Origin of the sequence: Zymomonas mobilis subsp. mobilis ATCC 10988, from assembly GCF_000175255.2 — a bacterium.
Taxonomy (GTDB): Bacteria; Pseudomonadota; Alphaproteobacteria; order Sphingomonadales; family Sphingomonadaceae; genus Zymomonas; species Zymomonas mobilis.
In genome coordinates this window covers 1,894,427-1,909,007 of the sequence record NC_017262.1, presented here as the reverse complement: position 1 = coordinate 1,909,007, position 14,581 = coordinate 1,894,427, and the positions used below count along the sequence as shown (strand labels likewise).

Below are 14,581 nucleotides of genomic sequence, written 5' to 3'. Positions count from 1 at the left end.
TGGATAGTCCCCCTGTTATTCTGTCCAGACTGTTATGATAAGGGCAGTCGATCAGGATAAAGCAAGAATGATGCCATGCTTTTTATATGGCAAAAAACAACAATATCTTAAAAGAAAAAAGCGCCTTCCTGAACAGAAGGCGCTTTTTCATAAAACTCTGACGCGAGCTATCAAAGGGGCTGTTATTTTTTTGACAGTCCTAAATTTGACAGATCGAAAATCAGCTAGAGGTTTTTACTGGCACGAGCATGACGCTTGCGTTCATTCGGATCGAGCCAACGTTTACGCAGACGAACAGATTTGGGCGTCACTTCGACCAGTTCATCATCAGCGATATAAGCGATAGCCTGTTCCAGCGTCATAGCGCGCGGTGGCGTCAAACGAATGGCATCATCCTTACCGGAAGAACGCATATTGGTAAGCTGTTTTGCACGGAGCGGGTTGACTTCTAAGTCACCTTCACGAGCATTTTCACCAATGATCATGCCTTCGTAAACGGTTTCGCCAGCACCAATGAACAGAACGCCGCGTTCTTCGAGAGAACCAAGGGCGAAAGCAACAGAAGCGCCGGTACCAAGAGAAATCAGCACACCATTCTGACGGCCAGAGATCGGGCCTTTATAGGGGCCATATTTCTCAAACAGGCGGTTCATAATACCGGTACCACGGGTATCGGACAAGAATTCACCATGATAACCGATCAAACCCCGTGACGGAGCCGAGAAAGTGATACGGGTTTTGCCGCCACCTGAAGGACGCATGTCGACCAGTTCAGCTTTACGCAGTGACATTTTTTCGACGACCGTGCCGGAAAATTCGTCATCAACATCGATAACGACCGTTTCATACGGTTCTTCGCGGCCATTTTCACCTTCGGTGAACAGCACGCGCGGACGGCTGATGGAAAGTTCAAAACCTTCGCGGCGCATCGTTTCGATCAAAACACCCAGCTGCAATTCACCACGACCGGCGACTTCAAAGCTGTCTTTTTCGTCGGATTCAGTGACGCGGATAGCCACATTGGATTCAGCTTCGACCATCAGACGGTCACGGATCATCCGGCTGGTGACCTTGGTGCCTTCTTTACCCGCCAAAGGAGAATCGTTCACAGAGAAACGCATGGACAAGGTAGGCGGATCAATCGGCTGAGCAGCGATCGGTTCTTTGACGGATGGGTCAGCAATCGTATTGGCAACCGTTGCGACCGTAAGACCAGCAAGGCTGATAATGTCACCGGCAGAGGCTTCTTCAACCGGAACACGTTCCAGACCACGGAAAGCCATAATTTTTGAAGCACGGCCAGTTTCAAGAATATTACCGTCCATATCAATAGCATGGATAGGTTGATTCAAAGAAAGCTTACCGGCATCAATACGACCCGTCAGAATACGACCGACGAAATTGTCGCGATCAAGCAGCGTTACCAGAAAACGGAACGGTGCATCCGCGTCAACTTTCGGGGCATTGACGTGACTGACAATCTTTTCAAACAACGGTGCCAAGGTGCCTTCACGAACTTCTTCGCTTTCACCCGCGTAACCATTACGACCGGAAGCATAAAGAACCGGGAAGTCCAGCTGTTCATCGCTGGCACCTAAGGTCACGAAGAGGTCGAAAACTTCGTCCAGGACTTCGGCTGCACGCGCATCGGGACGATCAATTTTATTGACGACCACGATGGGTTTCAGACCGAGTGCCAAGGCTTTGCTGGTCACGAATTTGGTCTGTGGCATAGGGCCTTCTGCGGCATCTACCAGCAGAATAACACCGTCAACCATAGAAAGAATACGTTCTACTTCACCGCCAAAGTCAGCATGGCCGGGCGTATCGACGATATTGATACGTTTGCCGTTCCATTCAATCGAGGTGCATTTGGCGAGAATGGTAATACCGCGTTCTTTTTCAAGATCGCCGGAGTCCATTGCTCTTTCATCGATCCGCTGATTTTCACGGAAAGTACCTGATTGACGAAATAACTGATCGACAAGCGTCGTTTTGCCGTGATCGACATGCGCGATGATGGCCACGTTGCGCAGGCTCATGTGTTTCCTGTCCATTTAGAAAGATTAGTATCTATCTTTTATCTTTTTTCCGACCTGTTATCCTGTGAAAAGGCATGAGGGGGACTATAAAAAGATTCGATACCATAACCAGAATTAACACGTGAACCGCATTAATTCTCTGACGAATGAAGGCTTCCATAGCTGAAAAAGCCTCATTCAACAAGTATGATGTCCGATAATAGTAATGAAAGAATAATGGGAATAAAATAAAATATTGGCATTTTCTATAATAGAAATTTTCTTTTTATAAAAAAAATTTTGAAAAATATTTCAACATTTTTATAGATATCATTTCTTCTTTTGAAGAAAATAATTTATGTATAAATTTACCTTAGAAATAAAAGTAGACTATGCTTTGGTAAATATAATTTTTCTTCAAAAAACATGATTCTTTACCAAAATAAAAAGAGATACATTGGACAATGATTAAAAAGGCATTGAACGCTTTTTCATATTTATCAGGTCATCGCCCTATGACGAATGATAAGATGCCTGTTGGGCTGTCTGCTTTTCAAAAGAAAATCATTTTTCTGATATTTTCATCTTTTTCGGTTATCGCTCTGGCAGAGCAGCCTTTTACGAAGCCAATAGAATCTGTAGCCGAGAGTTGTGACCTTTCCTTCCCCGGCGCAGAATTAAACAGTCGGCATTTTCAGGATGTCAAAGCAGCGGATTCATTTAAAAAGCAGGCAAAAATCCTGATTGCGATGAGTGAGCATGAACAGGCGGTTCGGAACCATTTTACAAAAGGTCAGCCGATCGACTGGAAAGAAGTCGAAGAAACAGACCGCAAAAACACTCGAGATTTTAAAAAAATGATCGAAAAAGAAGGGCTTTTTTCGGTATCTCAAATTGGTGGTCAGGGGGTCGCGGCTGAGTTTTCTTTAATTCAACGGTCTCGTGATTTTGCTTTTCAAAGAAATGCCTTGGATATGATGCGGCGTCTTTTTGCACGACAAGATTTTCCCGGTGATTATCTCGCTATTCTCGAAGATCAGCTTTTGGCAAAAGACGGTAAGCCCCAAATCTATGGAACAAGAGTAAAGCCGGATGGCTCCCTGTATCCTGTGATTGATAAAGACCAGTTGGATGCCCGCCGTGCTAGTCGAGGTCTTGCGCCTTTACGACAGGCTATCTGCCCAATGTCTAAAGCCGAATAGTTCTCTGGCCTTAAAGGGTGTTCAAAGCACCCCAAGGCCAAAGTGACCTTGAAGAAAAAATTCAGATTATTTCGGTTTTTTTATACATTCAAAACAAAATGAAGCCTTTGAAATAGTGTTTTGATGTCCACAAAGGGAAGAGAATTTTTACATAAAAACGTTACTATTCAATAACTAAGCGAAAAATACATAGCAACAACAGGCCATATTCTTTCTCGCGAAAGTGGCATAGCTATTTTTCCCCACGTCTAATTAAACAAGATAGATGCGTTATATTTTTACATTTTGGTATTTTGTATTAAAAAAGACACAATATATGCAAAATTAAAATTACATCACTAGACATTTGAATAAATTTTTTATAAAATATCCTTCTCTTTCACAATAATATTACGAGAAAAATGTTTCCTTTAGCTCTGAAAACAAATCTTTTCTTTAAAATCATCTCACAAAAAGGTCAGATGCAAGACTAACAAATTATGGGGGGCGTGTTATGAAGCGAGTATTCCTCAAGGGTGGCTTTTTTGTTTGCCTTTCCTCAACCTTTTTACAATATCCGACGATCGCTTTTGCAAGTGAAACGTCGGAGACAGCCGCCAAGCCGGCACTTGATAATATAGCTGAGAATCCTTCGAATGTTGCTGGGAATGCAGGGGATGCGATTATTGTCACCGGAACCCGCGAAACCGGTAAAAAAGCCCGCGAAAGTATTTCCCCCATTGATATTATTTCCGCAAAACAGCTTGCCCAGACAGGTATGCCCAGTTTGCGTGATGCTCTGACACAGCTATTACCTTCTTTGACCGTACCAAACGGTGGATATGATAGCGGTGCGTTAACAGATTCCTTAAGTTTAAGAGGGCTTAGCCCGAACGAAACCCTTGTCTTGGTCGATGGAAAACGTCGCCATACAACTGCCAATATCTATGCCAATCCGGGTCCACAGCAGGGATCCACGCCTGTCGATATTGACATGATTCCGATGGCAGCAATCGACCATATCGAAGTGTTACGTGACGGGGCTTCGGCGCAATATGGCTCTGATGCTGTTGCAGGGGTTGTTAATATTATCCTGAAAAAACAGGATCACGGCTTCCATGCCCAGACTTTGACCGGTATTACTGCTGCTAAAGACGGTTTCCAGCAGGGTGTGTATCTCGATGGTGGCACCAAATTGGGGTCTCGCGGCTATCTTCATGTCAGTGGTGATTTCCTGCGCCAAAACCATACCTATCGCAGTGCAGCTGATTTGAGAACCGGCACTAAAGACAACAAATTACTAGGACAGCCAGAACAGACCCGAGAAAGCTTTGCGATTAAAGGTGGCTATGAAATCACTGATAATATCGAGGCCTATGGTTTAGCCACTTATGCCCATCGTTCTGCCGGTGCTTATCAAAATTATCGTCTGCCGAGTTCATTAACCAATTACCCCGGTTATGCGGCTATTTATCCCAATGGTTACTCGCCTATTGAGACCATCAATGAAAATGATTGGGAAATCATGGCCGGCTTAAAGGGTAAAATCAAAGGCTGGAACTGGGATGTTTCCAGTGTTTATGGCCGTGACTATGATAATATCGGTCTTAAAGATTCTGCCAATCTGCAATTGTCACGGGATACAGGCAGAACACCGACTACCTTTAAAGGTGTTCAGCGGTTTAATAATCAGCAATGGAGTAATGCCATTGATTTCAGCAAGGCTTTCCACATTGATGGTTGGCCTCACGAAATCAATGTCGCTGGTGGGGCAACGCATCGTTATGAGAGCTATACCATTGGTGCGGGATCAGCAGATTCAACCTATGGAAGCGGGTCAGATGCCCTCCCCGGCACGGCGGCTGCCAATGCGGGCAAATTTAGCCGGAATGTCTTTGGTGGATATTTTGATGTAGCGACCCATCTCGTCAAACAGTTACAAATTGATGTTGCTGGCCGTTACGAGCATTATTCTGATGTCGGGGATACCAAAACCGGAAAGGTGGCGCTGCGCTATGATCCTTTCAAATGGTTGGGATTCCGAGCAACCTTGTCCAATGCCTTTCATGCTCCAACTTTGGCGCAGGAATATTATAGCGCGGTTACCTTATCTCCAACGGCTGCCCACGGTATTATCAGCGCTAGCTCGCCCGGGGCTTTGGCGAATGGCGCTCAGAAACTAAAACCGGAGCGGTCAACCAATATTACAGCGGGTGTAACCTTTGAACCGATCAAAAGATTGGTCATTACAGCTGATCTTTATCAGATTAAGCTGCGTGATCAGATTTTGCCGGGGGGTAATGTCTATGGTGATCAGGCTTTAACCGCCTTGGCGATGAACGGTTTTACCTTGCCATCTGATGCCTCGAGTTGGGCAACGGCTTCGCTATCGACCCATTGGTTTGCCAATGTCGCTAGCACCCGCACCCGTGGTATTGATATTACGGCTACCTATCCGACCTATCTGGGCGATATCGGACGGATTGATTGGAGCGTCGCGGCGAATGTCAATCGCACCATCTTGACCCATCAAAGCACAGATGCCCAAGGAAATGACCTTCTGACGGCGCAGAGTATTGCTTATATCACCACGGCTTATCCGCGTAGTAAGATTATCTGGGGCGGTCAGTTCACTAGCGGTGACAAAAAATGGATTGTCGGTTTACATGAAATCCGCTGGGGAAAGACCACGTCTCAATTGGCTTATTACAAAGGGGTAGCCAATACATCGGTGGCATCGGCCTATGATTTCTTCAAATTCCTGAACCAGCCTAAATTTGTGACCAACCTCGATATTACTTATCGAGTAAATCCGAAGCTGGCTTTGACGATAGGTGCCAACAATCTGTTCAATGCCCGTCCTAGCCGTGTGCCTGTCGCACATCGCTATTTGGGCGTGCCACAATATAATATGAGCACGTCCCAATTGGGCATGAATGGGGGCTTCTATTATTTTAAAGTCGATGTTTCTTTATAATTAACTATGATTGAAGCCTATCAAGGATAGGACAGATTTTGAGAAATAGGGAGGAAAGGTATTCTTTTCTCCCTATTTTTATAGCAGCGGATTTTTCAATTAAGGCTTTATAAAGATAGCCTTTGGATAAAAGAGTGCTTCACTCACAGCTTTATTCAGCATTGTTTTTATCTATTTTTACTAACGAATAGAATATGATATGCTTTCACGATAGCTTTTTTGAAATGGAATACCCTTGTTTCGTTTATCTGCTAATAGCGTAATCTGTCTGGCTGCCGTGTTACTTTCCTCTTTAACGGCAGTAGCTCTTTGTTTACTCTTGGTTATATCGGCGCCATCAAGCCATATGTCTGTCCGGCATAAATCGGGAATAGAGGCTCCCGTTGTTATAAATACCGCCTTGCCGACAGAAGGAACCTCTCAAAGAGAGCAAAAATTTTTAGAATGCCGTTATCTGGCACCTAAATCACCCAAAGACGAAAAAATGAAAATCCTTTATCGGGAATGTTTGCGCCGAATTGCCTTTGATGGTGATTTGCCGCCAGAACATCGGCAGTAAAAAAACCCGCATCCAAGAATGGATACGGGTTTTTTAATAGGGTTATTAAAACAAAAAAGCAGAGCTTGCTTATTTGCTCCAGTACACATCGATGGAGGCTTCGGTTTCACCGAGAACGCGGCCAACCGGAAGACGGCTGGAAGCGCCTTCTTTCAAAGCATCGGTCAGAACCGTGCGTTTATGATCGCCAGTGATAACCACCATAACAGTATGAGCAGAAGCCAGCGTGGACAAGCTAAGGGTTACGCGGGCAACCGGTGCTTCTGGCGGTAACGGAACCGGAAGAAGGCCAAGAGCGCGGCGTTCACGGGGCCCGTTAACAGCTTCGTCGAAATTAGGTCCTGGGAAAATAGAAGCGGTATGGCCATCATTCCCCATACCCAACCAAACGAGATCGGCAGGCCATTTATAAGAAGCCAGTTTCTGGTCTGCGGCACGGCCAGCGGCAGCGCGGTCATCCAGATAATTTTCATCAATCAAGGAGACCAGTTCAGCACCGCTATTGCCGAAATGTTTGGTCAGAAGGCCAAAATTGCTTAACGGATTATCTTTGGCAACCAGACGGTCATCGGTCAGCATCAGCGTTACTTTTGACCAATCGAGGTCACGGGCCGCGAGCGTCGGGAAAACCAGTTTCGGTGTAGAACCACCCGGAACGATGATTAAAGCACGGCCTTTTTTCTCAATGGCTTGCTTGATAATAAATTCGATGTCGTCGGCAATCTGTTTTGCCATAGCTTCGACATTTTCAAATTCCCACCATTCGGCTTCGGTCATCTTCTTCTCCATTGATACCTGCCAGACATTAAGGACTATCGGCATTTCTGCCTTTTGAGCAGGTTTATCTATCTCACTTACAGAACGGCGTCGTCTTAGAACAGTTTCAAACTATTTTGACGACTCATTGCCAGACTATTGAGAATATCGAACTTTATTAGAACCGTAACGGCGAGGATGGGAAGCGAAGATAACAAATTGACCAAGATTATCTCTTTGAAAAAAGAGAGGCGTGAAGCCAGTTGATATAAAAAATCCGGACAACAAGCCTTTGTCTTGTCATCCGGATTTCGTTTATTGAATAGCCTTGTCTTGCGACAGGGAAAAAGGATTTAGAATTTTTCGATCAAGGCTGGCATGACTTCGAAAAGATCACCGACCAGACCAATATCGGCAATCTGGAAAATCGGGGCTTCGGGGTCGATATTGATAGCCGCAATCTTGCGGGAATCTTTCATGCCAGCGAGATGCTGGATAGCGCCAGAGATACCGACGGCGATATAGACTTCCGGTGCCACGATTTTACCAGTCTGTCCGACCTGACAATCATTGGGGGCATATTCGGAATCGACCGCAGCGCGAGAAGCCCCTACTGCCGCATGGACACGGTCAGCAAAACCTTCGATCAATTCGTGGAATTTTTCAGGCGAACCCAAAGCGCGACCGCCAGACACAACAAGAGGTGCTGTGCTGAGATCAGCGCGACCGGATTGCTGTAGATCTACTGAAATAAAGCGGGAAAGACCGCTATCTTCCGTAGCATCGACAGCTTCAATAGGAGCATCGCCACCTTCAGCTTCGGCCTTTTCAAAAGCCGTTGCCCGAACCGTAATAACTTTTTTGCTGTCAGCCGATTGCACTGTCGCAATGGCATTACCCGCATAAATCGGACGGCGGAAAGTATCAGAGGAAACGACCGTGATGATTTCCGATATTTGTTGGCTATCCAATAACGCCGCGACGCGAGGAGCAATATTTTTACCGTTGGAATTGGCAGAGGCGACGATCGCCTGATAGGAATCGGCCAATTTCACGACCAAAGGTGCGATATTTTCAGCCAAAGACGAAGCATAGACTGGAGAATCAGCCAGCAGGACTTTATGCACGCCTTTAATCTTGGCAGCTTTTTCAGCAACCACACGGATATTGTCACCAGCGACCAAGAGATCGACTTCGCTGTCAATCTGAAAAGCGGCGGTGATAGCTGACAAGCTGCCTTCGTCGAGGACATCGCCGCTATAATCAATCAGGACAAGAACGCTCATGCTCCGACTCCCCATTCTTTGAGTTTCGCTGCGAATTCTTCTACGGATTCCACTTTTTCACCCGCCTGACGCACAGGAGGCTCTTCGACTTTTAGGGTTTTTAAACGGGGCGTGATATCAATACCGAAATCTTCCGGCTTTTTGATTTCAATCGGCTTTTTCCGTGCTTTGATAATATTGGGAAGTGAAACAAAGCGTGGTTCGTTCAAACGCAAATCGGAAGTAACCACTGCCGGAAGATTGAGGCTGATGGTTTCAAGGCCGCCGTCAATCTCGCGCGTAACTTCAATTTTATTATCGGCAATCGTCAATTTGGAAGCAAAGCATCCCTGTGGCCAGCCGAGTAGCGCTGCCAACATCTGCCCAGTCTGATTGGAGTCGTCATCAATGGCCTGCTTACCGGCAATAACCAAATCTGGTTTTTCCTGATCGACAACAGCTTTTAGTAATTTGGCGACGTGAAGCGGTTCAACATTTTCTTCGGTTTCGATCAAGATGCTGCGGTCGGCCCCGATGGCCATACCGGTTTTCAACTGATCCTGTGCTTTGGAAACGCCGATAGAAACCAGAACGACTTCTTTGGCGATGCCTTTTTCTTTCAGCCGAACGGCTTCTTCGACCGCGATCTCATCAAACGGGTTGAGAGACATTTTAAGATTGGAAAGATCGATTCCTGAGCCATCAGTTTTCACCCTTGGTCTCAAATTATAATCAATCACACGTTTAACGGGCACTATTACTTTCATCAGAATCTCCCTTTGCCGATTTATGAAGCATGCTGGAGTTAGTGTTACCGAAAGCTGAAATATCAGGCAGTCTGCCGGATAGCGGCTACGATTTTTTGAGCGGCATCGCCGAGATCACTGGCTGTAATAATAGGCAATCCTGAAGAGACAAGAGCGGCCTTACCTTCGTTAACATTGTTGCCTTCTAACCGGACGACCAAAGGCACTGTTATATCCAGTTCACGAGCGGCGGCGATAATGCCTTCTGCGAGGATATCGCAACGCATAATTCCACCGAAGATATTGACCAAAATACCTTTGACGGATGGGTCAGAAAGAATAATCCGAAAAGCGGCAGCCACCTTTTCTTTGCTGGCACCGCCACCGACATCCAAGAAGTTGGCAGGCATCTCGCCATGAAGCTGGATTATATCCATCGTTCCCATAGCAAGCCCTGCACCATTGACCATGCAGCCGATGCTACCATCCAGCTTGATATAGGATAAACCGGCCTGACGGGCTTCTTGTTCCAAAGGATCAGAAGCACCTGCTTCCCCTAAGGCCGCAATATCAGGGTGGCGGAATAGCGCATTATCGTCAAAGCTGATTTTGGCATCAACGGGTAAAAGTTTACCGTCATTGGTTTCGACCAAGGGGTTGATTTCAAGCAGACTCATATCCGAAGTCGTAAAGGCTTTATACAAGCTGGCGGCTAATTTGATGCCTTGTTTGAAGACATCACCGGACAAGCCCAGCGCAAAACCAATCATCCGACCATGATGTGGTTGGAAGCCTGTTGCTGGATCAATAGCGATACGGTGAATAGCTTCCGGTTTTTCTTTGGCAACGGTTTCGATATCCATACCGCCTTCGGGTGAAGCGACAAAGGTCACCCGCCCCGTCTGGCGATCAACCAACAGGGAAAGATAAAATTCGCGAGCAATAGAGACAGCTTCGGTAATCAACAGTTTTTCAACCGGAATACCCTGATCATCCGTCTGGGCAGTGACCAAATGCCGACCGAGCATTGATTCTGCCTGTTTTTTGACAGCGGCGATATCAGAGACCAAACGGACGCCACCGCCCTCTTTCGGAGATTCGCGGAAATACCCCTTGCCGCGACCACCGGCTAGAATCTGGGATTTGATGACATAAGGAGGAGAGGAAAGCTGTTCTGCCGCTTTGACGGCTTCTTCTACATTGGCGGCCATATAACCGGGGACAACCGAGACACCCCGTTCATTCAAAAGAGCCATCGCCTGATATTCGTATATATTCACCTGATTCCGGCCTTTTTTACTGGATAAGACAATAGAATAGTCGTGACAAAATCAGCCGATTTTATCCGGCCATTGATCTGATTGATAGCTATGATAGTCGATAGAAAGCGGAACTTCTATAAAAACAAAATCAGGGAATAAAAGCGATCAAAGCCAAAAGAGGACGTGCGGGTGGACTTTATATTTAATTTTTCATGATGGCTTAAAAAAAAATTTACGTAAAAAATATTACATCCATAATTGAACTATCTTTTATTTTTGTTACAGGGATTAGGTGGATTTAAACGATTTTAACCGTAATAAATCCACTTTATGCGGCAATTAGCTCCATATTGCTGTGTATAATCGTCAGGTGATTGAGTAAGCCCCCTTGCTCACTGGCAAAATAATGGCCGCTCCTTATTCTAGGGAGCGGCCTTTTTTATACATCATGATAGGCAGGATTATCTGTAATAGAGAATCACCTGCCCGAAAAAAGAATGTATAATAAACGCGTATTTCTGTTTGTTATCTTGAGGACATGGTTCTCTATCAGAAATGATAGGTTATCGATCCACGATAGGCGTTATAGGCCAAATCCTGACGACCAAAGACCGTGCCAGCCGAAATGTCGAAATCAATACGACGTCCTTTTATTTTAAGACCGCCTTCAACTTCGCCCCAGTTATGATCGCTATTGGGGAGTATAAAGGCAGCATTGCCACCAACACCATTGACAAAACGGGCTGCTACCGATTGCGATGGATGCAATAATTCATGGACATAATGGGCGCTGGTATGAGGAACCAAGGTCACGCCGCGCGTTTTGACTTCACCAGAGATGTCAAAACCCGCTCTTGTCTGAACAGAATTATAAGCCTTGCGGTATAATTCTAAGGCCGCGCTGCTGTCGCTTCCATCTAAGGCCCGATCGGTCAGATTGTTCCCATCGGTTTTTTGCCCTCGAACGGCGATATTAGGCGTAATGATCAAATGGGATAGATCAATATCTCGTCCCAAGACGACTTCAGCTGAACCACTGAAAGAAGAGCCTTTTTGCCTAAAATTGTAATTCAGGCTGTCGATGCTCCCCCGTCTTTTATTCGTGCTGCTGAAAACGCCGCCGCTAACCTGACCGGATAAAATTAATTTAGCCGGTAATTTATAAGAAGCGTAAAGCGTCGCTTGAGTCAGACTGGCTTTACTAGTCTGTCCGCTGGAACTGTCTCCATTCAAATTACTATAGGAAAAGCCGATACCTGCTGTCACCTTGGGAGTCGCCGCTATTTCGGCACCGCCTGCCAAAAACCAGCCATTAAAATTGTCATGGCCGGACAAGCTGGAAGAGGGCATCGACTGGTTATGACCGTTGAGATAGCCACTAGCAACAAAAGCGCTAACCGTATCGACAAATTTAATATGGGGAGACAGGGAAACCATGTCCGAGATATCCGAAGCCTGTCTTTGTCCCAAACTACGAGAAGAGGAAGCTGAGGCGAAAGCTAAAGGCTGCCCATAGAAAGCTAAGCTACCACCCATATCTTCATGATTGATCCGATTGAGGCGTTGCCGGAAAAAACGGGTCATATTTTCGCTACCCGCTCGATCTAACGCACGAATGGTAGCTTCATTTCGAGGTGCCATCGATTCAAGCGTCGATTGCAGATGGGCAGCATCCATCAAATCCAAACGCGTATAAAGATTATCCAATCCTGTGCCATTCGCTTGGCGATTTTGATCGAGTAATTGAGCATAGGCTTTTTGTACCGAAGAATGGCTATCAACAATATCCTGATAGTTATTCATTTTTATAATCGCAGTGACGCTATTTTGGTCATAGCTTAAAATCGGATTGAGGATGCCATCTATACCGGAAGCATTAGCGAACTGCCCCGATAAGCCGTCACTGGCTGTAAGAAAGGTAAATTTGTCACCGCTATGCGGTTTGTACCCCGATAAAGCTGAAAAACGAACAGCGCCCCCAAGATTAGCCAAGCCGTTAATGGTCAGCTTGTCTGATGTTTGATCTGCGCCTAGCCGAATGGCAAGCTGGCTACCTGAAGACAGAACAAGATTACCATTAACCGCAAGATTACCCGTCGGAGCAATAACGCCCGCCACATTGGTCAGATAGGGTGTGGTGATGCTGCCGCTACCTGTTAATAGCCCTGTGATAATGGCATAATCACCCGATGTTGCCAGCGCACCATCAACATTCATCCAGCCATTATATTGGGTGACATCTATCAAGCTATTTAAACGGTAACCTTTTTGGATATCGAGCTTTGCTCCTGCCCCATCTATCGCAAAGCGATCGACCGTGGCATTCATATCAAGCGTGGTTGTCCCGTCAGCCGAGAGCGTAATATCAAAATAGCGCGCTTTGGCACCGCTTAATCGGTCAGATTCTTGATTATCTGGCACAAAATTACTGGCATTGGGAAGACCATTTTCCAAGCTGGCTTGGGGCAAGGCATCCTGTCCACTGCTATTATTTCCTGTCGCTAAGGTCTTGCAATAGCGGCTGGTCCCGTTGTCGTAGCAAAGGCTACCGAATTTCGGGCTGTCCCCTTTTTCTCCAGCTTCGGCCGTAGACGGAATACCGTTTACCAATTGGCCGTTGCTGTCGAGTATCTGATAATGGGGATCCACCTGACTTAACCAGTGGTCGGGATCGCTCCATTTCCCATCACCGGCTTTGGCTGTGGCATAATGATAGGGATTATTAGCCGCTATCCATTGCCAATAAAGATAAAGCGGCTGGTAAAAGGCAGATGTGCCATAACTGCTTTCTGCCTGATCTGGAAAATAGCGGTTGTCACCGGACAAAACGCCGATCACAACCTCTTTCGAAAAACTTTGATCCAGAATAAGGGGCCCGCCGGAATCACCGGAAGCTGTCATCCCTTCTTTCTGGAGCGCAGTATCACCGAACAAATCAATATCGTTCGGATTGCGCCCTTGCTGCCCTTTCTTCGGATCATCAAAATCAAACTGATAGAGGTTCTGTGCTGAGCCATTAGCTGTATTCGATAAAAATCCTGTGACATCATTCATAGAAGCCAAGGCACCCAACATATTTTCGGCAGAACGCCGTCGGTAATCTATGGCTTCTGTAGCGCCTGTCGAACCGATGCCGGACATCCCGTAACCACTGATCGAGACATGATAACCCGTGCCATTTTTATCCGCACTGCCGCTATTTCCGGTCAGTGGAGAAAAAAGCAACGACCATGTCGGAACATCAGAGGCCGGTGTGTCAAGCGTAGCGGTGGCGATATCGCTATGCAGATAGTTTTTGCCGGAAGGATCAATCGAGGCAGGGTTATAATTTACCTGCTCGACTGTATAGATTCCTTGCCCGACATTGGTTTGATAACGTTGCCCCGAAGATAACCAGTTTGTAACGGCGTCTTTATTATCCACTGCGAAACCAAAGCTGACCGGTGTCCCGCCCTGCCCTGAACCATAGCTGGTCGCCGCTTCATTATTGACACAATGTGCCGAGAACAAAACGGTTCTTGGATTGATTAAAGTGCCAGTGCATGTCGTCAGATTACCGTTTTTTGTATCGGTGACCATTTGACCAATGCCTGTGAAATTAGTCTGATCCAAAACACTGTCCGGTGTTTCGTTATCATTGATAACAATAGCTTCAGCAGATGAAGGAAAAGCTAACGTAACCCCCGCTTGAATAAGAAAAGTGACCCCCGCTAGCCAAAGGCTACGCTTTGAAAGTTTTCGCTTCGTCATAATCCCCCATGCTGTTCAATAAATGACCAACTGATTTTCTAAGAAAAGAAGTCCTTATTTATAA

General features: G+C 46.1%; 9 protein-coding genes. 3 read left to right on the top strand and 6 right to left on the bottom strand.

What is annotated here, in order from left to right; translation table 11 throughout:
• Nucleotides 1–224 precede the first annotated feature (224 nt).
• On the bottom strand, nt 225–2,042 hold the full coding sequence (typA, locus tag ZMOB_RS08570) for a translational GTPase TypA (RefSeq protein WP_011241248.1): 1,818 nt from the start codon (nt 2,040–2,042) through the stop codon (nt 225–227).
• A gap of 494 nt (nt 2,043–2,536) precedes the next feature.
• On the opposite strand from typA, the gene ZMOB_RS08565 reads away from it, so the two are divergent.
• From ZMOB_RS08565 to ZMOB_RS08555, 3 genes are all read left to right on the top strand, one after another.
• Nucleotides 2,537–3,223, top strand: coding sequence for a DUF6624 domain-containing protein (locus ZMOB_RS08565; RefSeq protein WP_014501184.1), 687 nt, complete (start codon nt 2,537–2,539; stop codon nt 3,221–3,223).
• A gap of 493 nt (nt 3,224–3,716) precedes the next feature.
• On the top strand, nt 3,717–6,179 hold the full coding sequence (locus ZMOB_RS08560; protein ID WP_014501183.1) for a TonB-dependent receptor plug domain-containing protein: 2,463 nt from the start codon (nt 3,717–3,719) through the stop codon (nt 6,177–6,179).
• A gap of 346 nt (nt 6,180–6,525) precedes the next feature.
• The gene (locus tag ZMOB_RS08555) at nt 6,526–6,738 is read left to right on the top strand and encodes a hypothetical protein (protein WP_014501182.1); all 213 of its coding nucleotides are present in this window, start codon (nt 6,526–6,528) and stop codon (nt 6,736–6,738) included.
• 69 nt (nt 6,739–6,807) lie between these two features.
• On the opposite strand, the gene pgl is transcribed toward ZMOB_RS08555, so the two are convergent.
• The 5 genes from pgl to ZMOB_RS08530 form a co-directional block, all read right to left on the bottom strand.
• Nucleotides 6,808–7,515 (bottom strand): 6-phosphogluconolactonase, encoded by a 708-nt coding sequence (pgl, locus tag ZMOB_RS08550; protein ID WP_014501181.1) that lies wholly within the window; start codon nt 7,513–7,515, stop codon nt 6,808–6,810.
• A gap of 332 nt (nt 7,516–7,847) precedes the next feature.
• Nucleotides 7,848–8,780 (bottom strand): electron transfer flavoprotein subunit alpha/FixB family protein, encoded by a 933-nt coding sequence (locus ZMOB_RS08545; RefSeq protein WP_014501180.1) that lies wholly within the window; start codon nt 8,778–8,780, stop codon nt 7,848–7,850.
• The gene (locus ZMOB_RS08540) at nt 8,777–9,526 is read right to left on the bottom strand and encodes an electron transfer flavoprotein subunit beta/FixA family protein (RefSeq protein WP_011241255.1); all 750 of its coding nucleotides are present in this window, start codon (nt 9,524–9,526) and stop codon (nt 8,777–8,779) included. Before ZMOB_RS08540 ends, ZMOB_RS08545 begins: the two co-directional genes overlap by 4 nt.
• Nucleotides 9,527–9,588: 62 nt before the next feature.
• Nucleotides 9,589–10,785, bottom strand: coding sequence for an ADP-forming succinate--CoA ligase subunit beta (sucC, locus tag ZMOB_RS08535; protein WP_011241256.1), 1,197 nt, complete (start codon nt 10,783–10,785; stop codon nt 9,589–9,591).
• A gap of 531 nt (nt 10,786–11,316) precedes the next feature.
• Entirely contained in the window at nt 11,317–14,517 is a 3,201-nt protein-coding gene (locus ZMOB_RS08530) for an autotransporter family protein (RefSeq protein ID WP_014501179.1), read from the bottom strand.
• Nucleotides 14,518–14,581 lie beyond the last annotated feature (64 nt).